The following is a 24047-nucleotide window of genomic DNA, read 5'->3' as shown; positions in this document are numbered from 1 at the left end:
CGCGGCCCGACCCCCATTCAGAGTCCCCATGCGCATCCACACACCCCGTACGGCCGGACGGCCGGTATGAGCGAGACCTTGCAGGCCGCGATCGCGGCACTTTTCATTCCCGAGACCGACGTGCGCCTGGGCGACAGCGAGGCGCGCATCCGCGCCGGCGTCGGCGAAGGCCGCGCCGCGGTTTCGATTACCGCCGGCTATCCGCTCGAGGGCCTGCGTGCCGCGCTGGAAACGGCGATCGGCGAGCTGTTGGCGGGCCAAGGCCTGAGCCTGGCGAGCCTGGAACTCAACACCCGCATCGTCTCGCACGCGGTCCAGCCGAAGTTGGCGCCGTTGCCGAGCGTGCGCAACGTGATCGCGATCGGTTCCGGCAAGGGCGGTGTCGGCAAGTCGACCACCGCGGTGAACCTGGCCCTGGCCCTGGCCGCCGACGGCGCCCGCGTCGGCGTGCTCGATGCCGACATCTACGGCCCCAGCGTGCCGATGATGCTGGGCCTCAGCGGCCGCCCCGACAGCCCGGACGGCAAGAGCATCGAACCGATGCGCGCGCACGGCCTGGAAGCGATGTCGATCGGCCCGCTGGTCGAGCAGGACACGCCGATGATCTGGCGCGGCCCGATGGCGACTTCGGCGCTGACCACCTTGCTCAACGACACCCGCTGGGGCGAGCTCGACTATCTGATCGTCGACCTGCCGCCCGGCACCGGCGATATCCAGCTGACCCTGTCGCAGAAAATCCCGGTCGCCGGCGCGGTCATCGTGACCACGCCGCAGGACGTGGCCACGCTCGATGCCAAGAAGGCGCTGCGCATGTTCGAGAAGGTCGAAGTGCCGGTGCTCGGGCTGATCGAGAACATGGCCGTGCACGTGTGCTCGAACTGCGGCCACGCCGAGCATCTGTTCGGTGAAGGCGGCGGCGCGCGCATGGCCTCGCAATACGGCGTGAGCCTGCTCGGCAGCCTGCCGTTGGAAATCGGCATCCGCGAGCAGGGCGACGCCGGCGTGCCGATCGTCGCCTCGGCACCGGATTCGACCGCCGCGCGCGCCTACCGCGCCGCCGCGCGCCGGCTCGCGGTGCAGCTCGCGCTGCGGCCGCGGGTGACGCCGTCGATCTCGGCCTCGCTGCTCGGCTGAGCGCGGCCCGCATTACCTCCCTTACCATCGGCGGCCTGGCTGCCCTTACTGGAACATCGCAATGAGCATCAAGTCCGACCGTTGGATCCGCCGCATGTCCGAGCAGCACGGCATGATCGAGCCGTTCGAGCCCGGCCAGGTCAAGCACGCCGCCGACGGCCAGCGCATCGTCAGCTACGGCACCTCCAGCTACGGCTACGACGTGCGCTGCTCGCGCGAGTTCAAGGTCTTCACCAACATCAACTCGACCATCGTCGACCCCAAGCATTTCGACCCGGGCAGCTTCGTCGACATCGAGAACGACGTCTGCATCATTCCGCCGAACTCCTTCGCCCTGGCGCGCACCGTCGAGTACTTCCGCATTCCGCGCGACGTGCTGGTGGTCTGCCTGGGCAAGAGCACCTATGCGCGCTGCGGCATCATCGTCAACGTGACCCCGCTGGAGCCGGAGTGGGAAGGCCACGTCACTCTGGAATTCAGCAATACCACGCCGCTGCCGGCGCGCATCTACGCCAACGAAGGCGTGGCGCAGATGCTGTTCTTCCAGTCCGACGAAGTCTGCGAGACCTCCTACAAGGACCGCGGCGGCAAGTATCAGGGCCAGGTCGGCGTGACCCTGCCGCGCACCTGAGCCCGGCCCGCTGCGGCGAGCGAGGCGACAGCGACGACCGACGGCCTGGCGCGGATGCGTGCCAGGCCGTTCTCGTATGCGTGCGGCCCGCCGCGCCGGTCCGCCGGCGGCGCGGACGCAAGGCGGCGAATCGGTCGACGCGAATCGGCCGACAGGATGCGTATTGATGCCGCTGGCCTGTTATCGTTCGCCGTCACAATTCGACAGGCGTCGCGGCAGGGGGCCGTTGGCGCCATCTCAACCAAGGAGCAAAGGAATGGACCCGCAGAACCCGTATCAAAGCCCGCAATCCTCGCTGACCGCGCCCGAGCCCGACGGCGAGGAATTGGCCGATCGCGGCATCCGGCTGGTCGCCGCCATCATCGACGCCGTGATCATGCTGGTGTTGCTGATGCCGGTGATGTTCGTCGGCGGTTATTTCGAACAGGTCATGACCGCGGCCCAGGCCGGCGAACAGACCTTCGGCCTGCAGATGATGTGGGGCTTGATCGGCATCGTGGTGTTTTTCCTGGTCCAGGCCTACCCGCTGAACGCCAGCGGCCAGACCTGGGGCAAGAAGGTCATGAAGATCAAGATCGTCGACATGGACGGCCTGCAGCCGAGCCTGGCCGAGCTGCTCGGCAAGCGCTACCTGTTCTCGCAGGGCGTCGGCCTGATTCCGTGCCTGGGCGCGATCGTCCAACTGGTCGACGTGCTGATGATCTTCCGCGACGACCGCCGCTGCCTGCACGATCAGATCGCCGGCACCAAGGTCGTGGTCGCGCGCTGATCCCGGACGCGTCCTCGCCTCAAAAAAAACGCGCCGATGCTTTCGCATCGGCGCGTTTTTTATGGCCTCGAGAACGCCCGGGACCTGGGTAGGAGCGGCGTCCCACAGGGATTTCCTCCGGTGATACGCCGCGACCGCGCATCCACAAGATGTCGACGATTCCAGGGTAGGAGCGGCGCGAGCCGCGACCGCGCCGCTAAGACCACCGGCGCAGCCTTCAGAAAGCCCGCGCTCAGCGCCGCTGATAGGTAACGAAAAACCCCTGCAGATCGCCGTTCTCGATATACGGCTCGACGCTGACCACGTCGTAATCGCGGGAGGTGAAGGCCTGATGCGCGCGGCTCAACGCGTTGGCCGCGCCCTGGTTGCGGAAACCCCAGCTCGCGTCGACCCACAGGGTCACCGCGATCAGGTTCTTGTTGACGGCCTCGGTGGCGACCTGCTCGGGGTTCTTGTCGAACAGGCCGGCGTGCGCGGGGGCGGCGATCGAGCCGGCGACGGCGGCGGTGGCGAGCAGGGCGGCGAGCAACAGGCGATGCATGGGGGATACTCCGTCGGATATTGGATGGGTAGGCGAACGCCCGGTTCAGTGTTCGGCGCCGCCGGCGATGCGTCGGTCGACCCGCGTGGTCAGCGCCGTCTCCAGCGCCACCCGCAGGCCTTGCACGACGGTATCGATCGCCAGACTCGGCGCACCGGCATGGCGCGCAGCCTGTGCCGGAGCATACGGAATGTGGATGAAGCCGCCTCGAACGCCGTCGTGGCCGCGCAGGGTATGCATCAGCCCATAGAACAGGTGATTGCAGACATAGGTGCCGGCGGTCTGGGACACCTCGGCCGGGATGCCGGCCGTGCGCAGCGCCGCGAGCATGGCCTTGATCGGCAGGTCGGTGAAATACGCGGCCGGGCCGTCGGCGACCACCGGCTCGTCGATCGGTTGCGCGCCGCGGTTGTCGGCGATGCGCGCATCGTCGAGGTTGATCGCGATGCGCTCCAGCGACAATTGCGCGCGGCCGCCGGCCTGGCCGACGCACAGCACCAGCGCCGGCCGCAAACTGTCGATGGCTTGGTTCAATTCGTCCAGGCATTGGCCGAACGCGACCGGCAGGCAACGCGCGACGATGCGATGTTCGGCGCCGTCGTTGCCTGCGATCGACGCGCCGTCGAGCCGGCGTACCGCGTCCCAGCTCGGGTTGTCGGTTTCGCCGCCGAACGGCGCGAAGCCGGTCAACAGGATCGGTGCTTGCAGAGCCGGCGCTTGCAGAGTCGGTGTCTGTAGAGTCGGTGCCTGCACAGTCGGCGGACGCGCCTTCATCGGAACGCGATCCAGTACATCAGCGCGACGTTGCAAGCCAGCAGCACCATGCCGGTCGGCCATTGCGCGCGGATCACGCCGTAGGGGTCCTTGAGTTCGAGCAAGGCCGCCGGCACCAGGTTGTAGTTCGCCGCCATCGGCGTCAGCAGGGTGCCGCAATAGCCCGAGAGCATGCCGATGGCCGCCAGCGAGGCCGGTTCGGCGCCGTGGTGATGGACCAGCAAGGGCAGGGCGATGCCGGCGGTCATGACCGGGAACGCGGCGAAGGCGTTGCCCATGATCACGGTGAACAAGGCCATGCCGAGCGCGTAGGCCGCGACCACGACGAAGGCGTTGTCGACCGGAATCACCGAGCGCACCACGCCGGCCACGGCCTGGCCGACGCCGCCGGCTTCGAACACGCTGCCGAGCGTGGCCAGCAACAGCGGCAGCAAGGCCGCCCAACCGATCGAATCGACCAGGCGCCGCGATTGCTCGACGCCGCTCCACGGGGTTTGCCTGGTCAGCCGGCATGCGGCCGCGAGCGCGATCAGGCAGGCGATGGCGAGCGCGATCAGGGTGACGTTGGCGGTCTGCAGCAAGGGCGTGTCGCCGATGCGCACGTACTTCAGGCCGAGCGCGCCGATCAGGGTCACGCTGGGGATCAACAGCGCCGGCCAGAACAGCCGGTTGCCGAGCCGCTGCGCTTCGTCCTGTTTTTCTTCGGCGGCGGTTTCGTCGTAACCGCCCTTGCCGAGGCCGCCGAAACCGGCGAGCACCGCGAGCACGACCACGCAGGCGCCGACGACTTTGTTCGGAAGATGCTCGGCGGCGAACATCAGCAATGCGATCAGGCCCCAGAACGCGCCGTTCGCATGGCGGCGCGGATTCGAGCGATCGCGCAGGCCGCGCCAGGCGAGGACGCCGAAATAGGCGCCGAGCACCCAGTAGACGAAGGTCAGGGTGATCATGGCGCGGGCGCTTCGGTCGTCGCCGCAACGGCGCGCCGTCGCGCCAGTCCGCGTTCGAAGCGCACGATCCGCACCGAGTGGATGACGAAGGCGCAGATCGCGGTCGGGATGCCCCACAAGGCGATCTGCAGCGGATCGAGCGTGAAGCCGTGCTCGGCGAAGAAGCTCTGGATCAGCAGCACCGCGCCGAAGGCGATGAAAATGTCCTCGCCGAAGAACATGCCGACGTTGTCGGTGCCGGCGGCCAGGGCGCGGATGCGTTGGCGTTCGTCGTCGTCGAGCTCGCCATGGCGTGTCTGCGCCGCGCCCTCGGCCATCGGCGCGAGCAGCGGCCGCACCGTCTGCGGATGCCCGCCGAGGCTGGTCAGGCCGATCGCCGAAGACAACTGGCGCATCAGCAGATAGGCGACCAACAGCCGCGCCATGGTCGCGCCGCGCAATCGCGCGACCCAGTTTTGCGCGTGTTCCTTCAGGCCGTGGCGTTCGAGCAGGCCGATCACCGGCAGGGTCAGCAGGAACAGCAACAGAAAGCGTTTCTCGGTGAACGCCTTGCCCAGCACTTCGAGGATGTCCAGCGGCGACAGCTGCGCCGCCAGACCGGTGCTGAAACCGGCGGCGACCACGACCAGGGCCGGATTGAGCCGCAGTACGAAGCCGATCACGACCGCGGCGACGCCGATCAGGGGCCAATAGTTCATGCCACGCCCTCGCTCATGGAAATTCGGTGATGCGGTTTGCCGATGGCGCCGTCTGCGATAGGGCGCGGGCGCTCATGCCACCGGCAGGATGCGGATGCCGTCGGCCACGAGCGCGTCGCGCAGCGCGCGCGCGAACGCCGGCGCGTCGCTGCGGTCGCCGTGCAGGCATAGGGTGTCGGCGCGCAGCGCGATGCGGCCGCCGTCGGCGGTGGCGACTTCGCCGCGCACGACCAGGCCATGGACCTGGGCGATCGCCGCGTCGAGCGACTCGATCACCGCGCCGGGCTGGCCGCGCGGCAACAGCCGGCCGTTGCGGGCATAACCGCGCTCGGCGAAGACCTCGTGGGCGACGCGCAGGCCGGCGGCTTCGGCCGCGTCGGTGAGCTGCGATTGCGACAGACCGTAGACGATCAGGTTCGGATCGAACGCGGCGACCGCGCCGACGATGGCTTCGGCGACGATGCGGTCGTCGGCGGCGAGGTTGTACAGCGCGCCGTGCGGTTTGACGTGGCTTAGGCGCACGCCCTCGTCGGCGGCGACCGCGGCGAGCCGGGCGAGCTGGTTGAGCATCAGCATGCCGATCTCGTCGCGGCTCAGCGGCAGGGTGCGGCGGCCGAAGTGTTCGGGATCGTCGTAACCCGGATGCGCGCCGGCGGCGACGCCGTGTTCGCGGCACAGGCGCAGGGTTTCGCGCATCGTCGCTTCGTCGCCGGCATGGCCGCCGCAGGCGATGTTGGCCGAACTGACGAAGGGCAGGATCGCGGCATCGTCGCCGCAACCCTCGCCGAGATCGCAATTGAAATCGATGCGGTCCTGCATGAGGCGAGACTCCGCGCGGCTATTTGCCGCGCTTGAACAGCAGACCCAGGCCCACGGCGATGAGGATCGCCGGCCACCAGGTCATCAGCAAGCGGGTCAGGCTGACATTGGTGAGGCCCAGATTGTTGAGCAGGAACAGGGTGCCGATGACGATCAGGATCAGGGCGCCGACGACGTTGGATTTCATTGGTGCGGTCTCGTAAGTGGTGCAGGGCGCCGGGCCCGGGGACGTAAGGAGTCTAGACGGGTTGGGGTGGGGGGACCAAGAGGCGGGCTAGGCGCGGCTGGCTTGCGGGATGCATCGTACGAGCGAGGGCGGCCGAGCCTGTGAGTACGAACGAGTTGGAAGCTCGGCCCCTTTGTTGAGGGGGCAGGGGCCCGCGCGAACGGAGGTCGGGGTAGAGCGGCTGCGCCGGGGGATTCGCTTTGCCGTTTCAGCGAAGAGCAAATCCCCCCTGGCCCCCCTTTTTCAAAGGGGGGATCTAAAACAGATTTCAAAGCGGGGATATACAGCGGAGTTTCGCGTACGCAAGCCGGTTGCCGCCCGAACAAGAACGGGGCCGCGTGCGGCCCCGTTCTTGTCGTCATCGGTGTTTCGATCGGTTCAGTGCGCGGCGCCGGTCGCGGCCGGCGCCGCGGAAGACGGTGCCGTTGCGCTGGCCACCGGTGTGGCCGCAGGCTTGGGCGCCTGCCACAACTTGGTTTCCGGCTTGGTGCCCAGCATCTGCCCGCGCAGCAGCGGGATCGGCGGGCCGCCGTAGCTCAGGAACTGGTCGTGGAAGCCTTTCCACGCGTTGCGGCCGCCGCGCGTAGCGGTCCAGTCTTCGCGCAACTGCATGATCATCAGCTTGCCCAAGGTGTAGTTGAGGTAGGCCGGATCGTAGGTGCCGCGCGCGGCTTGCTGGCGGGCGTTGCCCGGGTCCTGGAAGGCCTTGTCCTTGAACATCTGTTCGGACTGGGCGACGGTCATGCCGCCGGTGTGCAGGCCGATCGCCGACAGATAACGCACGTTGCGCAGCAACGCGTTGGTGAGTTGGCCGATGTGGATTTCCGGGGTCGCACCGTCGAGGCCGGCGTCGAACATCATTTCCTCGGTGTAGTGCGCCCAGCCTTCGGCATAGGCATAGCCGACGAACAACTGGGCGAACTTCCACTGCGAACGGTTGGCGTGCAGGAACTGCAGGAAATGGCCCGGCCACACTTCGTGCGCCGAGGTGAACAGCAGGTCGGCCTTGCCCGGCACGTAGGCGTCCTGTTCGGCCTTCGGCCAGTTCGGATCGGGCGGGGCGATGTAGTAGACCGACGGCAGATTCTTCTCGTACGGGCCGGGGATCTCGATGTAGGCGAAGTTGTTGCGGTTGAACGGCGGCGCTTCCTCGACCTTGGCCTGCTCGGTGCCCGGGATCGTCACCAGGTCCTTGTCGACCAGGAACTGGCGCAAGCCGACCAACTGCGCGCGCGCGCCTTCGACTGCGCCGCCGACCGGTTTGTCGTCGTTGACCCGGGTGATGCAGTCATTGAGCGATTTGCCCTTGGCGTATTGGTCGCAGGCGCTCTTCAATGCGGCGAGATTGCGTTCGAGGTCGGCTTCGCCGGCGGCCTTGAGCTGGTCCAGCGGCAGGTCGACGCCTTCGGTGGCCTTGAGCATCTTCGCGAACTTGTCCGCGCCCAGGGCGAAATCCTGGGTGGCCTGGGCTTTCTGCGAGGCCATGTGTTCGGCCAGTTCGCGCATGGCGGCCGAGGCGGCGGCGTTGGATTGCTTGAAGCGCGCCTGCAGGGCGTCGTCCTTGACCTCGGCGAAGATCTTCGGCACGTCGGTGTCGAAGAACTGGGCGAGGCCGCCGAACACCGCGGTGCCGAGCTGGATATAGGTTTCGGGGAACGGGCCCTTGAGGTTGGCGCGGATCTGCGCGACCGCCTTGGGCAGGTTTTCCTGATAGGTCACGAACGCGGCCATGCGCTGCGGCAAGGGCGCATAAGGACGGGTCAGGTACATGCTCGGCGACAGGTCGCCGGCGTAGAAGGCCGGGTTCTTGGCGGAAAAACCCGACTCTTCCAGCCAGAACAACTGGCCGTCGATGACCGCGCGCACGTAATCGCGTTGATAGCGCTGAGCGGCGTCGAGGCGCTCGTCGCCGAACGCGTTGATGGCGTCGCGCTGCTGGTGCAGCCATTGGATGTTGCGTTGCAGGCCTTCGGCCGAGAAATCCGGCAGGCGACCGTCGAACTCGTGCTTGCCGGCGTTCGCGCCCCAGGTCGGGAAGTGTTCGAAGAAACCGCTGAGGAAGCCGTCGACGGCGGCGTTCCATTCGGCGCCGGCCGGCTTGGCCGCGGCGGGCGCGGCATCGGCACCGGCGGGCGGTGCGGCGGTTTCGGATTTGCAGCCGGCGGCGAGCGCGGCGACGACACAGACGGACAGCGACAACAGACGCAGGGAACGCATGCGGGATCTCCAGAAGGCGATGACGGCGAAGCGGTTCGTGTGACGGTCGAGCAGGTGCGGACCGCCTGAGCGGCGGCGTGAGTGCGCCGTCGATCGTCGCGGCAACCGGGCCGGAAGCGATAGTGCCTTTTGCCCTAGCTGGGTGCCGAATTCGGCACAGTGGCGGAGATCCGCGATGCCGCTAGCGCGTGTGCGGCAAGCGCGATGCCAACGCAAGGCGCAGACGCGCCATGCGTTCGCGCCGATGCCGCAGCGCAGCAATCGCCGCTGGCGCATCGCAGGCCTCAAAGCGCAGCCGCGCATGCGGCGGCGCCTGCGCCAAACGCGGCAGATCGGCGGCGATCACATACCCCAGGCGCGCATAACCGCCGACGGTCTGGGCGTCGGCGAGCAGGACGATAGGACGCCCGTCGGCCGGCAATTGGATGGTGCCGGGCGCGACCGGCTCGGACACGCCGCTGCCGCCGACGGCGGGCAAGGGCGCGCCGTCCAGGCGCAGGCCTTGGCGATTGCTGGCGGCGGCGACGCTCCAGGGCTGGCGGGCGAGCGCTGCGGCGCTGTCGGCCAACGCCGGGTTTGCGACAGGCAGGTAGCGGATCGGCAGGTCCGGGTCTTCGTCGAAGTCGGGGTCGACCCACCAGCGCGCGATCTGCGGCGAGTCGATGCGCAAGCTCGGCGCCGACCCGAGCGGCAGACGGTCGCCGGCCTGCAAGGCGCGGCCCTGGTGACCGCCGAAGCCGCCGCGCAGATCGGTGCTGCGGCTGCCGAGCACCGGCGCCACTTCGAAACCGCCGGCGATCGCCAGCCAGGCGCGCACGCCGTTGCGCACGCCGCCGAGCTTGAGCGTGCCGGCCGGCAGATCGATCGGCCGCGCCATCGGCAACACCGTGCCCTCGAAGCGGGCATCGACCGACGCGCCGAGCAGGGCGATGCGCGACGGCCGCGGCAGGCGCAGGCTCGGGCCGTGCAGGCTCAGTTCGAGCACGGCATCGTCGTCGCGATTGCCGACCAGATGATTGGCCAGCGCGGCCAGTTCCGGGTCGAGCGCGCCGCTGCGGGCGATGCCGAGATGGCGCCAACCGTGGCGGCCCCGGTCCTGCACGCTGGTCAGCGGGCCGGGCGCGATCACTTCGATGAATTCGTTTCGTGTGTTCATGCCGGCGTCTGCGCTTGCAGGCGCGCAAGTTCGGCGAACGCGGCCGCGTCGATGGCGACGAAGCGCACGCGGTCGCCGGGTTGCAGCAGGCTCGGCTGGGCACGCGCGAGGTCGAACAAGGGCAGGGGCGTGCGACCGAGCAGACGCCAACCGCCGGGGCCGGGGCGCGGATAGATGCCGGTCTGGGCGCCGCCGATGGCGACGCTGCCGGCGGCGACTTCGGTGCGCGGCGTCGCCAGGCGCGGCAGCGCGAGCGCGGGGTCGAGCCCGGACAGATACGGAAAGCCCGGGGCGAAGCCGATCATCGCCACCGTGTATTCGCCGCCGCTGTGACGTGCGATCAGCTCGTGCGCGGACAGGCCGAGTTCGGCGGCGGCGCTGTCGAGATCCGGGCCGTAGTCGCCGCCGTAGGCGACCGGGATCTCGACGATGCGTTGCGGCGTGGGTAGCTCGTCATCGCTCGCGTCGATGACAGCGCATTGCGTCATCAGCCAGGCCTGCACGCTCAAGGCGTCGACCGCGGCCTCGTCGAAGAACAGCGCCAGGCTGGCGTAGGCAGGCACCAGGTCGCGCAGCCACGGCGGCGCTTGCGCGCGCAGCCGCGCGGCGAGGCGGTGCACGCGCGCGTTGACCGCGTCGTCGATGCCGTCGCCGAGCCGCAGCAGCCAGGCATCGTCGGCAAGCGCTTCGAACACGAAGGCCGATGGCGCCGACGCCGTAGCCGCGCTCACGCCGGCAACGCGTCCTGCAGGCGGCGGATGCGTTGCACCAGGATCTCGGGGGAATACGGCTGCGCGCTGGCCATGCCCCAGACCGGACGCGGCCAGGCGATGTCCTCGCGATAGCGCGCGATCACGTGCACGTGCAACTGCGGTACCAGGTTGCCCAGCGCGGCGACGTTGAGCTTGTGCGGCTTGAACGCGGCCTGCAACGCGCGGCTGGTGCGGGCGATCTCGCGGGTCAGGGCGAGCTGTTGTTGCTCGTCGAGATCGATCAGTTCGACCGCTCCGTCGACGCGCGGCACCAGGATCAGCCAGGGGTGGTTGGCGTCGTCCATCAGGCGCAGTTCGCTGAGTTCGAACTGGGCGACCGGATGGGTGTCGTCGGCGAGTTGCGGGTGCAGGTGCCAGGGGTTCATTTGAGGCTGTCCGCTAGAAAATCGAGCGTGCGTGTCCAGGCCAACGCGGCGCTGTCGGCGTCGTAGTCGGCGCGCAGGTTGCAGTTGAAGCCGTGGCCGGCTTCGTAGAGGTGGATCGGCGCGGTCGGCAGCGCCTGTCGGTGCTGTTCGATCGCTTCCGGCGGGATGCTGCCGTCGTGGCGGCCGAAGTGGAACAGGATCGGCGCGCGGACCGGCGCACGCGGCCGCTCGCTCAGGAACGGCACGGTGCGGGCGCCGTAGTAGCTCACCGCCGGCAGGTCGAGGCGGGTATTGGCGAGAAAGGCGATCGAGCCGCCCCAGCAGAAGCCGACCGCGCCGGTGCGCAGGCCTTCGCCCTGCAGCAGGTGGGCGGCGGCGCCGACGATCTCGGTGGCGCGGTCGAAACCCACGGCATTGCGCAATTCGACCCCGCGCGCGGCCGCCGACTGGTCGTAGCCCAGCTCGACGCCGCGCTCGACCGGGTCGAACAGGGCCGGGGCCAGCACCGCGTAACCGGCCTGGGCGAAGCGTTCGGCGACGTCGCGGATATGCGCGTTGACCCCGAAAATCTCTTGAATCACCACCAATCCGCCGCGCGGGACCGCGCTGGGGTCGGTGCGCCAGGCGGCGACCGTGCCGGCCGGGGTGTCGAGGTCGATCCAGTGGCCCATGGCCTGCTCCCGAACGAATTCATCCAAACCGCGGCCAGTTTAGCCCCGGAGGCTATAATTCGCGCCCCGGCGGTTCCCGCCCGGGCCCGGCCGCCCCCCGCGGCGTCCGGCTCTCTTGTTCAGGTCTCCTCGTTCATGTCTTCCGCCAGCGTCTCGCCAGCCAATCCCAAAGTCGGTTTCGTCAGTCTCGGTTGCCCCAAGGCGCTGGTCGATTCGGAACGCATCCTCACCCAGTTGCGGGTCGAGGGTTACGACATCGTCCAGACCTACGACGCCGCCGACGTGGTGGTGGTCAACACCTGCGGCTTCATCGACTCGGCGGTGACCGAATCGCTGGACGCGATCGGCGAGGCCATCGCCGAGAACGGCAAGGTCATCGTCACCGGCTGCCTGGGCAAGCGCTCGGAGCTGATCCGCGAAGCGCACCCCGGCGTGCTGTCGATCAGTGGCCCGCAGGACTACGGCAGCGTGATGAGCGCGGTGCACGCGGCGCTGCCGCCGAAGCACGACCCGTTCATCGACCTGGTGCCGCGCCGCGACGACGGCATCGGCGTCAAGCTCACCCCCAAGCACTACGCCTATCTGAAGATTTCCGAAGGCTGCAATCACCGCTGCAGCTTCTGCATCATTCCGTCGATGCGCGGCGACCTGGTCTCGCGCCCGGTCGACGAGGTGCTGCGCGAAGCCGAAAAGCTGGCGATGGGCGGGGTCAAGGAACTGCTGGTGATCTCGCAGGACACCTCGGCCTACGGCGTCGACGTCAAATACGCCGAGCGCGAATGGCGCGGCAAGTCCTACCAGACCCGGATGAAGGCGCTGTGCGAAGGCCTCAGCGAACTCGGCATCTGGACGCGTCTGCACTACGTGTATCCGTATCCGCACGTCGACGACATCATCCCCTTGATGGCCCAGACTCATAACGGGATGCCCAAGCTGCTGCCTTACCTCGACATTCCGTTCCAGCACGCCAGCCCGCGCGTGCTCAAGCTGATGAAGCGCCCCGGCGCGGTCGACAAGACCCTCGAGCGCATCCAGCGCTGGCGTTCGATCGCCCCGGACATCGCGATCCGCAGCACCTTCATCGTCGGTTTCCCCGGCGAGACCGAGCAGGAGTTCGAGGAACTGCTCGACTTCCTCGACGAAGCCCAGCTCGACCGCGTCGGCGCGTTCGCCTATTCGCCGGTCGACGGCGCCAAGGCCAACGATCTGCCCGATCCGGTCGACGAAGACGTCAAGCAGGAGCGTCTGGCGCGTTTCATGGAGCGCCAGGCCGAGATTTCCGCGGCCAAGCTCGAAGCCAAGGTCGGCAGCATCCAGCGCTGCCTGGTCGACGCCATCGACGGCGACCTCGCCATCGCCCGTTCGATGGCCGATGCGCCGGAGATCGACGGCCTGGTGCAGATCCAGAACGGCCTCGAAGCGCAGCTGCGCGTCGGCCAGTTCGTCGACGTCGAGATCATGGGCAGCGACGAACACGACCTTTTCGGCGAAGCCGTCGAACAGGATTGAGGCGGGCGCCGAGCGGCGGTGTCATCCCGAGGTCCCGGGGTAGGAGCGACGTCCCACAGGGATTTCCTGCGGTCACAAGTCGCGACCGCGGCAATAGAACTACGGCGCGACTGCAGATACGAGGTCGCGACGTCGTAACCCCTGTAGGAGCGACGCAAGTCGCGACCGCGCCAATCGGATTACGCCGTAACCGTGGTTTCGCGGTCGCGGCTCACGCCGCTCCTTCATCCGCGACGCCGCCATCTCCTGTAGGAGCGACGTAAGTCGCGACCCAACCAACAGACTTGCGACGCCGTTACGGATACGGGTCGCGGCTCATGCCGTTCCTACATCCGCGACGCCGCCATCCCCTGTAGGAGCGGCGCAAGTCGCGACCGCGCCAACAGGCCCACGACGCAACCACAGTCAGACCGCCTGGCCCGCCGCATGCCCCGACGCCCAGGCCCATTGGAAGTTGTAGCCGCCGAGCCAGCCGGTGACGTCGATCGCCTCGCCGATGAAATACAGGCCCGGCACGCGCTTGGACTGCATCGTGCTCGACGACAGCTCGTCGGTGTCGACACCGCCCAGGGTCACCTCGGCGGTGCGATAGCCCTCGGTGCCGCTGGCCACCAGCGGCCATTCGCTCAAGGTCGCGGCGAGCTGCTTCAGCTCCGGCAGGTTGTATTGCTTCATCGGCTTGTTGCCCAGCCAGACCTCGCACAAACGCTGGGCGAAACGCCGCGGCACCACCTCGCCGAGCACGGTCTTCAACTCCGCGGCCGAACGATCGCGTTGCTGCGTCTGCAGCCAATCGAGCGCATCGTGCCCCGGCAGCAGATCCAGGCGCAGATCGTCGCCGGGCTGCCAATACGATGAAATCTGCAGGATCGACGGGCCGCTGATGCCGCGATGGGTGATCAGCATCTGATTGCTGAAACTCTGGCCGTTGCAGCTCGCGGTGACCGGCAGGGCGACGCCGCTGAGGTCCTGCAGGCGTTCCTGATGTTTACCGCTGAGGGTCAGCGGCACCAAGCCGGCGCGGGTCGGCAACACGTTGTGGCCGTAGCGCTTCGCCAACTCGTAGCCGAAGCCGGTCGCGCCCATGCTCGGAATCGACAGGCCGCCGCTGGCGACCACCAACGACCGCGCCGCGAACCCGCCGCGCGCGGTGTGCACGCGGAAACCGCTGTCGCCCTCGTTGTGGACGATGCGTTCGACCGCGCAGCCGATCTCGATGCGCACCCCGGCCGCCAGGCATTCGTCGACCAGCATCTGCACGATCAGCTTCGACGACACGTCGCAGAACAGCTGACCGAGTTCTTTCTCGTGATAGGCGATGCGATGGCGCTCGACCATCGCGATGAAATCCCACGGCGTGTAACGCGCCAGCGCGGACTTGCAGAAATGCGGATTGGCCGAGAGGTAATTGGCCGGGGTGGTGCCGGTGTTGGTGAAATTGCAGCGCCCGCCGCCCGACATCAGGATTTTCTTGCCGACCTTGTTGGCGTGCTCGATCACCACCGCACGCAGGCCGCGGCGGCCTGCGGTCAGGGCGCACATCAAGCCGGCGGCACCGCCGCCGACGATCACCACATCGACCGCTTCCGTCATGCTCAGGCGGCTCGCGCGTCCGCGCTCTGGCGCAGGCCCGGGGTCAGCACCAGCGCGCCCTTGTCGGTGCTCAGCGACACTTCGCCGTCCTGGATCTGGCAATCGAGACGGAAACTGCGTTCGACCAGGCCGGCCATCGCTTCCACCGCGGCCGGGTCGAGGTCGAGCACGGTCAGGTTCTTGAGCCGGCGCAGGATGGCGACATTCTTCTCCCACCAGATGTCGGCGGCGCGGCCGCCGTAGTTCACCACCACCACCTGGCGCGCGCGGCCGCAGGCCTTGCGGATGCGCGACTCGTCGGGCTGGCCCACATCGATCCACAAATCGATGTCGCCGGTGTAGTCGCGCAGGACCACGTCGGGTTCGTCCTCGCTGCTCAGGCCCGGGCCGAATTCCAGCCGTTCCTGCGCGTTCAGCGCGAACGCCAGCATCCGCACCATCAGCCGCTGCTGGGTTTCGGAAGGGTGTTGCGCCAGGGTCAGGGCGTGGGCGGCGTAGTAATGCCGGTCCATGTCGCTGATTTGCAACTCGATCTTGACGATGGTGGCATTGGGCGCCATGGGCTGAGCTCGCAGGAAAACAGCGCGCATTCTAGGCGTTGGCGGCTTCCGCGTCCGGTTCGGGGTGCCCGGGCTGGTTCAGGCTGATCGGGCCGCCGTCCGGCTGGCTGCATCCTGGCTAGGTCTTGCTGGATCAGGGCTGGACCTTGTCTGGATGGGGCGCCGAGCCGCCGTTCCCGGCGTGGGCGAGGGCGGCGAAGTCGGCGATGATGCCGGCATGTCGCCGAACGAATCGAATCTGCCCCTCGACGGCATCGCCCCGAGCCGCTTGCAACTGCCGCCCGGCCCGTGGACGAACCTGCTCGACGGCCTGTGCGCGCGTTTTCCGGTGATCGCACGCGAGCGTTGGCTCGACCGCTTCGCGCGCGGCCGCGTACTCGATGCGCAGCGCCAGCCGCTGAGGGCCGACGCCGTCTATCGGGTCGGCATGGAAATCCTGTATTTCCGCGAAGTCGACGAGGAACCGCGGATTCCGTTCGAAGAGCGCGTGCTGCATCGCGATGCGCACCTGCTGGTGGTCGACAAACCGCATTTCCTGCCGGTGACCCCGTCCGGCGGCTTCGTCGCCGAAACCTTGCTGACGAGACTGATCCGGCGTTACGACGAGCCCGAACTGGTGCCCTTGCATCGGCTCGACCGCGGCACCGCCGGGGTGATGCTGTTCTCGCGCGACCCAACCTCGCGAGCGGCCTATCAGGCCCTGTTTCGCGAACGCCGCATCCACAAGCGCTACGAAGCCTTGGCGCCGGCCCTGCCGGACCTAGAATTCCCGTTGGTACGGCGTTCGCGCCTGGTCGCAGGCGAGCCGTTCTTCCGCATGTGCGAGGCCGAAGGCGAACCCAACAGCGAGACCCGCATCGACGTCATCGACCGCGACGGCCCGGTCTGGCGCTACGCCATGGAACCGGTGACCGGCCGCAAACACCAACTGCGCGTGCACCTGGCCGCCCTCGGCGCCCCGATCCTCAACGACCCGTTCTACCCCTTGTCGCCGCAGGCAGCGGCCGACGACTACACGCGGCCGCTGAAACTGCTGGCGCGCTCGCTGCGCTTCGTCGATCCGCTGGAGGGGAGCGAGCGGTGGTTTGAGAGTGGGTTGGGGCTTTAGAGCCCTTGATTGACAGTCGCGTTTTGCGACTAGAGCCCTGATTTGCTCTGTAGGGCAAAACACGCGCTTACAAGCTGGGAATTGCTCGCCATATTGGCTTCGAGTCAGATGGTCTGTACGGCTTTCTGGAGTATTGGATAGCCGAGAAACCGTGTCTGCCTCGTGTCCAATAACACGGAGCAGATCCCATGAGAACCAAGATCACCCAGGCGCTCGTCGAGAACGCGCCTCGGCAGCTGAGCGGTCCTCCGTCGCTGTACGCGGACCAGGAGCTGCGAGGCTTCTACCTGATAGTCAGCCCAACCAAGCGCGGCTCCTACCTGCAGTCCCAGGTCAACGGGAAGCAGGTGCGGACCAAGATCGGCGACCACCCGGCGATGACCGCCAAGGAGGCACGCGCGCTGGCCGCCAAGACGCTCGTCTCCATGCGGTCCGGCGTGAACCCCAGCGAGGAGCGACGGAAGGCCCGCGCGAAGGGCATCACCCTCAGGCAGGCCCTTGAGCTGCACCTCGCCAGCAAGCCGCTGTCGGCCAAGACGGTCGATGGTTACCGCTACGTCATCGAGAACTACCTGTCAGACTGGCTCGACCGAACGCTGGCAGAGATCGGCGCGGACCGCGTCGGCGTGCGCGAGCGGCACCAGCGCATCACCAAGATGAGCGGCAAGGCGACGGCGGACGCGACGTTCCGCACCTTCCGCGCCGTCTACGGTCGCGGCCTGCGCGAGCACCGGGACCTCCCGGCCAACCCGACAGCCAACGTGGACTTCCACGGGGTCAAGAAGCGGAAGGTGGATGCCGGCCCGGTTCGACTTCCACTACTACCGTCCCCTGGACTGCTACCTGTCCAGGGAGGGACTGGCCGACGCCAGGTGGTTCGACGGCCTGACCCTGCACTAGGGCGTTGCTGTGGCGTTATTGGGTAGGGGCGGTCAGATGTCGCCCCCTTTCCGTTCAAGGGCTTGGGCGGTATGACCCGCTGACACGGTGTCGGCTACTTGAGCTTTGCCAGGGCCAGCAGTTCCTGGACGACGTTGCGCAATAACGGGGCAAGCTTCTCAATGTCCTTGCGATGTGCGGTATAGAACCGGCTGTGAGCAGATTTGTCTCCGACGTCCTTTAAGTCCGGAAGTGCTTTCTTTGCGGCCCTGCTCAAGTTGAATTGTTGATCGGCCAGTATCGTGCTGATCAAGTCTGCTAGGAACAGGAAGTCCCCGTTACCGTCCTTGATATCGGCAGCACGCCCGTTAGCCTCGTATACCTCGATTATCAACGTCTCCACTAAGCGCCTTACCATGACCGCCGAGGCGTCATACCAGCCGTTCTCATAGCTGCCGTTTATTTGGTGAACGATCCGTTCGAGGTAGGGGCGCGTACCCCGTACCAGCGACAACATAACGATGTTGTCCTCCGCACTAGGGCCTCCCTCGTCGGGCGGTGGATTCTTTGCTCGTATTCCGTCACGCAGAAGCCTGACGGACTCCATGGCTGCATCGAAGCCAATAGACACGGAACTAGCCCTTCAGCGGAAGGTATTTCGCCATGCTCTCGAAGATCTTGTCGATCTGTTCGGCAGTGCTGTCGGGGGATATATGAATCTGGATATCGACGTGTAGTTTCGGGCTGAAGCCCCGAGGCTGACCCTGACCTTTCTCGCCGTCTCCGCCTTGCCCACTATCCCCGGTGTTGTCGGGCTTACGCCCCACTCGAGCAGCTTCTTTCAGCGATGGAAGCGCTGCACGAGCGCGTGGTGCAGCCTTGGCAGGCGCGCCTGTTGCCTTAGGCTTGGCAGCGCTCTCTTTCCCCTTGGGGTCCTGCTCAAGCAGAAGTAGATACAGTGACGCGATGTTGCTCGCTGCCGATTCGCCAATTCGCAAGTGCTTTGAGAACCAACCCGCTACGTCCCGTAGGGTTGCAGAGGAATCGTGGTACAGCTCACGAACCTCTGTTGGATATGTGGACTCCAGCATTTTCTCGCATGCGCCCGCATAGGTGGCATCGTCGCGCCACTCGAAGGCTAAGTCTGTGAGCTTGTTGTCCTTACCGACGAGGCCGAGTGCCTTGAGCGGTGGAATCAGATTTGCCGCAGACGGCTCGGTGATGCCCAGTGCCGAAGAGAGATAGGACACGGTGACTTCACTCGGAGGCTTTTGCCGGAACCTGTCGCGCAGCGAGAACCAGTTCGCACGCGGAATCTTTGGATAAGACTTCTTCTTGTCATCTGCCATGAAAATGTCTCCGCCGAAGGACGGAACCTCCCCCTGAGGCCCCCGTTCTGGCGAGCTTATCCCGCCAAATCAGCTATTTAACACAAGGCTGTCTCAGAAAATAGGGCTGCACTTAGGGGGGGCGCGTGCGCAAAGTCGCGACCGAATGCTCGTTGTAAACCCTCAAGACGAGCAGGCCATGGGAAAGTTCGACGATAAGGCGAAGGAGCGGTTCCTTGAGGTGCTCGAGGACTCGTGCTGCGTGAAGGACGCCGCTGCGGCGGCGGGCGTCAGCCGCACTACCGCGTACAGCGAGAGGAAGCAGGACCTGGGCTTCGCTCAGGAGTGGGGCGCGGCCGTCCAGCGCGCGCTGGACGACCTGCTGGGCGAGGCGCACAGGCGCGCCACCAAGGAGAAGTCCGACCGCCTGCTGGAGGTGCTGCTCAAGTTCCGCTACGGCGATCAGATGGCGGACCGTCTCGCGGTGAAGGTCGAGCAGTCCACGGGCCTCGACCCGGCCACGCTGCTGGCGATGCCCCACGAGGACCGCGAGCAGCTGCGCGCGCTGCTGTCCAAGTACGCGGACGCCGAGCGCAGCAACGTACTGGAGCACGACAATGCCCAGCGCTGACAACCTCGGCGTCGTCTCGACGCGCCTGCTCGCCAAGGGCATCCAGCGCCACATGCTGCGCTTCGACGCGGCGATGCGCGCCCGCGCCTAGTGCGCCACGTCGGGTGGCGGTCCTGCATGTCCTGCGGGAGACTGTTCTTCAGCGAGGACGTGGCACGTCAGCGGCTGCACCGGGAAGGGTGCACTGTCGATGAGATCTGAGGCCGCGAATCACACCTTCTATAAGGCGTGATCGAGTTGCTAGGAATTCGCTAGTACGCGCTTCCGTTGTTAGTTCGTGTTTAGCCTAGGCCAGAAACGACGAAGGCCACGATAGCTCGCGGCCTAAATGCATGTATTTCTTGGGGCCCGAAGTTGGACTCGAACCAATGACCCCCTGATTAACCGTCAGATGCTCTAACTAAGCAGGCAGGAAGAACGTCTCGGTCTTCATTGTCGTCGCGGCCGGAAGCGGCGCGGTCGCGGCTCGCGCCGCTCCTACCCTTGGAGCGGGTCTGCGCATCCTGAAAGGCGCGGGATCAAACCCACTCGCGCGAGGGCAGGGTGTAGCGCCGCTGCGGTTGGCCGATCAGATCTAGGAAGTTGTTGAACACCGCGTCGGCGCGGGTCTGCATGGCGTGGATGTGTTCGAGGGTATGCGCGCGTATCGCCGCTTCGTTGGTGTCGTGGCCGAGTTCGGCCAGTTCTTCGCGATAGACCGGGTTGGCCAGCCAACGTTCGATCAGCGGCACGTCCATTTCCAGATGGAATTGGAAGCCGTAGGCGTTGTCGCCCCAGCGGAAGGCCTGTTGTTCGCAGGTGTCGGTGCGGGCGAGGTGGTGCGCGCCCTGCGGAACTTCGAAGCTGTAGCGGTGCCATTGGAACACCGGTGCGGTGCCGGCCAGCGGCGCGAGTACCGGGTCGCCGTGGCCGGCCTCGGTGGTCTGCAGGGGATACCAGCCGATTTCGGGGCGGTGGTGTTTGCGCACCGGCGCGCCGAGCACGTGGGCGAGCAGTTGCGCGCCCAGGCAGATGCCGAGCACCGGCTTGCCCTGTTCGAGCATGCGTTCGATCGCGAGCAATTCGGTGCGCAGATGCGGGCGCTGCGCCTGGTCTTCGACGTTCATCGGCCCGCCGAGCACGATCAGGCCGCGGTAGCGGTCGACGTTCGGCTGCGCCTGCGGGTCGCGGTCGAAGTTGGTGAAACGGATGCGATGGCCGCGACGCCGGATCAGGGGATCGAGCGTGCCCAGCGGTTCGGCGGCGACGTGTTGGAAGACCAGGATGCGGGGCATGTGCGGCGGCGTAGCGACTACGCTGCGACTATGCCAAAGATCGGCGCCGATACGCGATGGTTGGCTTATGAGTTTTGGTGCGGATGCGGTGGCTGGCTGCCGCTGCCGCTAACGGCTCCCTCTCCTGCTGGCGGGGTGAGCGAACGCCGCTTGCGAGCCATTGGCTCGCGCGTTTGCGAACGCCCGAACGCCAGGCGTTCGGGCGGGGGTGCGGGTTAGAGGGGCCGCTTGCGCCCCCTTATCCGGCGCCCGCCTTCGCGGGGCAGGCTCTTCCGCCCCCTTCTCCCGAACGCGAGAGAAGGGGGGCATCACCCCTCAGCTCGACTCAGCGCGGCGGGCGCGGCTTGAACGGCTTGCGCGGGCCACCGTGCGACTTCGGGCCGCCGGGGCCGCCCGGACCGCGCGGGCCACCGGGGCCGCCGGGACCACGCGGGCCGCCCGGGCCCGGACGACGGCTGCGGCCGCCTTCGGTGTCGCCGGGGCTGGCGTGCTGGATGCGCAGCGGGTGACCGGCCACGCGCACCTTCTTCAGGTGCTCCATCAGTTCGCGCGGCATGCCTTCCGGCAGGTCGATCAGGGTGTAGTCGTCGCGGATGTCGATGCGGCCGATGTAGCGGCTTTCCAGGTCGGCTTCGTTGGCGATCGCGCCGACGATGTTGCCGGGCTGGACGCCATGGGCGTGGCCGACTTCGATGCGGAAGGTTTCCATGCCGACTTCGGGCGCGCCGCGCGGGCTGCGCTCGGCGCGCGGTGCCGGCGACTCGTCGTCGAACAGCGATTCGGCCTTGTTGGACGGGCGCGCCGACGGCGGGGTGTACTGACGGTCTTCGCGACGCGGCGCCGGGGCGCGCTCGCCTTCGCGCGGCGGACGCGCGTCGGTCTGGCGGTATTCCTTGCGGTGCGCGCCGGAATTCGAGGCGTTGTCGCGCTCGACGAACTTGCGCGTCGCCGCGCCGCGGTGTTCGCGCGGGCCGTCGCGTTCTTCGCGCTCGTAACGCGCCGCCGGAGGCGGGGTCAGCAGCAGCGGGCTGTCGCCTTGGACCACCTTGGCCAGTGCCGCGGCGATCTCGACCGCCGGCACGTTCTTCTCGCGCTCGTAGCGTTCGACCATTTCGCGGAACAGGCCGAGATCGGCGCTTTCCAGGGCTTCGGTGATGCGGCCGAGGAAGCGCGCGACGCGCTGTTCGTTGACGGTCTCGACGCTCGGCAGCTCCATCGGCTCGATCGGCTGGCGCGTGGCGCGCTCGATCGCGCGCAGCATGCCGCGCTCGCGCGGGGTCACGAACAGGATCGCCTCGCCCTTGCGGCCGGCGCGGCCGGTGCGGCCGATGCGGTGGACGTAGCTTTCGGTGTCGTAGGGGATGTCGTAATTCAGCACGTGGCTGATGCGGTCCACGTCGAGGCCGCGCGCGGCGACGTCGGTGGCGACCAGCACGTCGATCTTGCCGTCCTTGAGGTTCTGGATGGTCTTCTCGCGCTGCGCCTGCTGCACGTCGCCGTTGATCGCAGCGGCCGACAGGCCGCGTGCGCACAACTTCTCGGCCAGCTCTTCGGTGCCGAGCTTGGTGCGCGAGAACACGATCATCGCGTCGTAGGGTTCGGCCTCGAGGATGCGGGTCAGCGCGTCGAGCTTGTGCACGCCGCTGACCGACCAATAGCGCTGGCGGATGTTGGCGGCGGTGGTCGTGGTCGACTTGATCGCGATCTCGACCGGCTCTTTCAGATAGGTCTGGGCGATGCGCTTGATCTGGCTCGGCATGGTCGCCGAGAACAGTGCGACCTGGCGCGATTCCGGGGTCTTCTTGAGGACGTTCTCGACGTCGTCGATGAAGCCCATGCGCAGCATTTCGTCGGCTTCGTCGAGCACCAGGCAACGCAGCTCGGACAGGTCCAGGGTGCCGCGGTCGAGGTGGTCGATGACGCGGCCGGGCGTACCGACCACGACGTGCACGCCGCGCTTGAGCGCCTGCAGCTGCGGGTAATAGCTCTGGCCGCCGTAGATCGGCAGCACGTGGAAGCCGGGCAGGTGCACGGCGTACTTCTGGAAGGCCTCGGCGACCTGGATCGCCAGCTCGCGGGTCGGTGCCAGCACCAGGGCCTGCGGCTTGAACTGCTTGGGATCGATCTGGGCCAGGATCGGCAGCGCGAACGCCGCGGTCTTGCCGGTGCCGGTCTGGGCCTGGCCGAGCAGGTCGCGGCCTTCGAGCAGCGGCGGGATGGTGGCGGCCTGGATCGGCGAGGGCGACTCGTAGCCGACGTCCTTGAGCGCGCGCAGCAGCGGCTCGGACAGGGCGAGGTCGGTGAATTTCGGGGTATCGGGGGCGGTATTGGTCAGGTCGGCGCTCATAACGAGGCTCAGCAGCGCCGGCGATGCCGGTCGGAAGACCCACCAGTTTACTCCTATGAGTGTGGAGCTACGGCTCGGTCGTAGTTTCGGCGGGCATCCTGGGTACAGGTGCGGGACGGCCGGCGAGGGCGATCGGGTGGGTTTCGACGATCTTCCGGCTCGCCCCGACGTCGGCTGTGCCGGATCGGTCCTTTGCGGGCGACCCGTCGGCTGCAACTTGCTTCGTTTGCACGTTTGTGCACAATTGATCTCAATCATTAACGATTGAGCCGAAATGTCTGCTGAGGAACTGTTGCCGCAACAGCGTCATCGCCTGATCCTGGAGCGCTTGCTGGCCGAGGGCCGGGTGATCGCGGTCGACCTGGCCCGCGAACTCGAGGTCTCCCACGACACCATCCGCCGCGACCTGCGCGAGATGGCCGCGGCCGGGCAATGCCGGCGGGTCTATGGCGGGGCCTTGCCGATGGCGCCCGATCACGGTTCGCTGGCGCAGCGCCGGACCCAGGCGCCGACCCGCAAGGCGGCGCTGGCGCGCGCCGCGTTGGCCTTGGTCGAACGCGGGCAGTTGCTGTTCCTCGATGCCGGCTCGACCAACATCGCCATCGCCGAGGTCTTGCCGCGCGATTTCGACCTGACCGTAGCGACCAATGCGCCGGCGATCGCGGCCCTGCTCGCGCAACGCGACGACATCGAGCTGATCGTGATCGGCGGCCGCGTCGATCCGCACGTCGGCGCCAGCCTGGGTAGCGGCGCGATCCGCGACGCCGCGGCGATCGTCAGCGATCTGTATTTCGTCGGCGTCTGCGGCGCCGATGCACAGGCCGGCATCAGCGCGATCGACTACGAGGATGCGCAGTTCAAGCGCGCAGTCGCCGCCGCCAGCGGAGCGGTGGTGGCGGTGGCCACCGACGACAAGCTCGGCACTGCCGCGCCGTACACGGTGTGGCCGGCCGAGGGTGTGCAGGCGCTGGTGATCGAGCACGGCGGCGACGCCGCCGAGGCCGAAGCCTTCGCTCGACTCGGCGCGCGCGTGCTGCGCGCCGAACCACCGACTGATGCCGCGCGCGTGCTGCGCGCCGAACCTGCCGATTAGA

Annotated in this window: 25 protein-coding genes; 8 read left to right on the top strand and 17 right to left on the bottom strand. The window is 67.3% G+C overall.

Features of this window, described 5'->3' with window-relative positions; all coding sequences use genetic code 11:
- Positions 1–66 precede the first annotated feature (66 nt).
- From apbC to ACTJJK_RS13170, 3 genes are all read left to right on the top strand, one after another.
- On the top strand, positions 67–1134 hold the full coding sequence (gene apbC, locus ACTJJK_RS13180) for an iron-sulfur cluster carrier protein ApbC (RefSeq protein ID WP_223619426.1): 1068 nt from the start codon (positions 67–69) through the stop codon (positions 1132–1134).
- 61 nt (positions 1135–1195) lie between these two features.
- Positions 1196–1765 carry a dCTP deaminase gene (gene dcd / locus ACTJJK_RS13175; protein ID WP_031372257.1) on the top strand — a complete coding sequence of 190 codons (570 nt, stop codon included), beginning with the start codon at positions 1196–1198 and terminating at the stop codon, positions 1763–1765.
- A gap of 256 nt (positions 1766–2021) precedes the next feature.
- Entirely contained in the window at positions 2022–2534 is a 513-nt protein-coding gene (locus ACTJJK_RS13170) for an RDD family protein (protein WP_031372256.1), read from the top strand.
- Between the two features lie 232 nt (positions 2535–2766).
- On the opposite strand, the gene ACTJJK_RS13165 is transcribed toward ACTJJK_RS13170, so the two are convergent.
- The 11 genes from ACTJJK_RS13165 to ACTJJK_RS13115 all read right to left on the bottom strand — a co-directional run bounded on the left by ACTJJK_RS13165 (position 2767) and on the right by ACTJJK_RS13115 (position 11724).
- On the bottom strand, positions 2767–3075 hold the full coding sequence (locus ACTJJK_RS13165) for a hypothetical protein (RefSeq protein WP_440730429.1): 309 nt from the start codon (positions 3073–3075) through the stop codon (positions 2767–2769).
- Positions 3076–3120: 45 nt separating this feature from the next.
- On the bottom strand, positions 3121–3849 hold the full coding sequence (gene pcp, locus ACTJJK_RS13160) for a pyroglutamyl-peptidase I (protein ID WP_440730428.1): 729 nt from the start codon (positions 3847–3849) through the stop codon (positions 3121–3123).
- Complete coding sequence (locus ACTJJK_RS13155) at positions 3846–4799, bottom strand: DUF979 domain-containing protein (protein ID WP_440730427.1); 954 nt, start codon at positions 4797–4799, stop codon at positions 3846–3848. The genes pcp and ACTJJK_RS13155 overlap by 4 nt, the downstream gene beginning before the upstream one ends.
- Positions 4796–5497, bottom strand: a complete 702-nt coding sequence (locus ACTJJK_RS13150) for a DUF969 domain-containing protein (protein ID WP_440730426.1) — start codon at positions 5495–5497, stop codon at positions 4796–4798. The genes ACTJJK_RS13155 and ACTJJK_RS13150 overlap by 4 nt, the downstream gene beginning before the upstream one ends.
- 72 nt (positions 5498–5569) lie before the next feature.
- Complete coding sequence (locus ACTJJK_RS13145; RefSeq protein ID WP_223619429.1) at positions 5570–6316, bottom strand: 5-oxoprolinase subunit PxpA; 747 nt, start codon at positions 6314–6316, stop codon at positions 5570–5572.
- 19 nt (positions 6317–6335) lie between these two features.
- Positions 6336–6503, bottom strand: a complete 168-nt coding sequence (locus tag ACTJJK_RS13140) for a LiaI-LiaF-like domain-containing protein (protein WP_031372251.1) — start codon at positions 6501–6503, stop codon at positions 6336–6338.
- Positions 6504–6920: 417 nt separating this feature from the next.
- On the bottom strand, positions 6921–8759 hold the full coding sequence (locus ACTJJK_RS13135; RefSeq protein ID WP_440730425.1) for a DUF885 domain-containing protein: 1839 nt from the start codon (positions 8757–8759) through the stop codon (positions 6921–6923).
- 181 nt (positions 8760–8940) lie between these two features.
- Positions 8941–9915 (bottom strand): biotin-dependent carboxyltransferase family protein, encoded by a 975-nt coding sequence (locus ACTJJK_RS13130; RefSeq protein WP_440730424.1) that lies wholly within the window; start codon positions 9913–9915, stop codon positions 8941–8943.
- Entirely contained in the window at positions 9912–10646 is a 735-nt protein-coding gene (gene pxpB / locus ACTJJK_RS13125; RefSeq protein WP_440730423.1) for a 5-oxoprolinase subunit PxpB, read from the bottom strand. Before pxpB ends, ACTJJK_RS13130 begins: the two co-directional genes overlap by 4 nt.
- Positions 10643–11053 carry an HIT family protein gene (locus ACTJJK_RS13120; protein ID WP_031372247.1) on the bottom strand — a complete coding sequence of 137 codons (411 nt, stop codon included), beginning with the start codon at positions 11051–11053 and terminating at the stop codon, positions 10643–10645. Before ACTJJK_RS13120 ends, pxpB begins: the two co-directional genes overlap by 4 nt.
- A complete protein-coding gene (locus ACTJJK_RS13115) occupies positions 11050–11724 on the bottom strand; it encodes a dienelactone hydrolase family protein (protein WP_440730422.1) in 675 nt (224 codons plus the stop codon). The genes ACTJJK_RS13120 and ACTJJK_RS13115 overlap by 4 nt, the downstream gene beginning before the upstream one ends.
- 135 nt (positions 11725–11859) lie before the next feature.
- On the opposite strand from ACTJJK_RS13115, the gene rimO reads away from it, so the two are divergent.
- Positions 11860–13233, top strand: coding sequence for a 30S ribosomal protein S12 methylthiotransferase RimO (rimO, locus tag ACTJJK_RS13110; protein WP_031372245.1), 1374 nt, complete (start codon positions 11860–11862; stop codon positions 13231–13233).
- 405 nt (positions 13234–13638) lie between these two features.
- On the opposite strand, the gene ACTJJK_RS13105 is transcribed toward rimO, so the two are convergent.
- Positions 13639–14826 (bottom strand): NAD(P)/FAD-dependent oxidoreductase, encoded by a 1188-nt coding sequence (locus ACTJJK_RS13105; RefSeq protein WP_440730421.1) that lies wholly within the window; start codon positions 14824–14826, stop codon positions 13639–13641.
- 2 nt (positions 14827–14828) lie between these two features.
- Entirely contained in the window at positions 14829–15386 is a 558-nt protein-coding gene (locus ACTJJK_RS13100; RefSeq protein WP_440730420.1) for a YaeQ family protein, read from the bottom strand.
- A gap of 217 nt (positions 15387–15603) precedes the next feature.
- On the opposite strand from ACTJJK_RS13100, the gene ACTJJK_RS13095 reads away from it, so the two are divergent.
- Positions 15604–16494, top strand: a complete 891-nt coding sequence (locus ACTJJK_RS13095) for a pseudouridine synthase (RefSeq protein WP_440730419.1) — start codon at positions 15604–15606, stop codon at positions 16492–16494.
- Between the two features lie 188 nt (positions 16495–16682).
- The gene (locus tag ACTJJK_RS13090) at positions 16683–17420 is read left to right on the top strand and encodes an Arm DNA-binding domain-containing protein (RefSeq protein WP_440730418.1); all 738 of its coding nucleotides are present in this window, start codon (positions 16683–16685) and stop codon (positions 17418–17420) included.
- A 68-nt stretch (positions 17421–17488) separates the two neighbouring features.
- Here ACTJJK_RS13090 and ACTJJK_RS13085 read toward each other — a convergent pair whose 3' ends face one another.
- Positions 17489–18004, bottom strand: a complete 516-nt coding sequence (locus tag ACTJJK_RS13085; RefSeq protein WP_440730417.1) for a DUF4145 domain-containing protein — start codon at positions 18002–18004, stop codon at positions 17489–17491.
- Positions 18005–18008: 4 nt separating this feature from the next.
- Entirely contained in the window at positions 18009–18722 is a 714-nt protein-coding gene (locus ACTJJK_RS13080; protein ID WP_440730416.1) for a DUF5343 domain-containing protein, read from the bottom strand.
- A 178-nt stretch (positions 18723–18900) separates the two neighbouring features.
- On the opposite strand from ACTJJK_RS13080, the gene ACTJJK_RS13075 reads away from it, so the two are divergent.
- Positions 18901–19332, top strand: a complete 432-nt coding sequence (locus tag ACTJJK_RS13075) for a hypothetical protein (RefSeq protein ID WP_440730415.1) — start codon at positions 18901–18903, stop codon at positions 19330–19332.
- 518 nt (positions 19333–19850) lie between these two features.
- On the opposite strand, the gene ACTJJK_RS13070 is transcribed toward ACTJJK_RS13075, so the two are convergent.
- Together ACTJJK_RS13070 and ACTJJK_RS13065 are read right to left on the bottom strand one after the other, a co-directional pair.
- Positions 19851–20606, bottom strand: a complete 756-nt coding sequence (locus tag ACTJJK_RS13070; RefSeq protein ID WP_440730414.1) for a type 1 glutamine amidotransferase — start codon at positions 20604–20606, stop codon at positions 19851–19853.
- Between the two features lie 325 nt (positions 20607–20931).
- The gene (locus ACTJJK_RS13065; RefSeq protein ID WP_440730448.1) at positions 20932–22941 is read right to left on the bottom strand and encodes a DEAD/DEAH box helicase; all 2010 of its coding nucleotides are present in this window, start codon (positions 22939–22941) and stop codon (positions 20932–20934) included.
- Between the two features lie 286 nt (positions 22942–23227).
- Here ACTJJK_RS13065 and ACTJJK_RS13060 point away from each other — a divergent pair, with 286 nt between their 5' ends.
- The gene (locus ACTJJK_RS13060) at positions 23228–24046 is read left to right on the top strand and encodes a DeoR/GlpR family DNA-binding transcription regulator (protein ID WP_440730413.1); all 819 of its coding nucleotides are present in this window, start codon (positions 23228–23230) and stop codon (positions 24044–24046) included.
- Position 24047: the final 1 nt, after the last annotated feature.

Source organism: Lysobacter sp. 22409, assembly GCF_052045105.1.
Taxonomy (GTDB): domain Bacteria; phylum Pseudomonadota; class Gammaproteobacteria; order Xanthomonadales; family Xanthomonadaceae; genus Lysobacter; species Lysobacter antibioticus_B.
The sequence above is the reverse complement of the archived record's forward strand: the minus strand, read 5'-3'. Positions and strand labels throughout refer to the sequence as shown.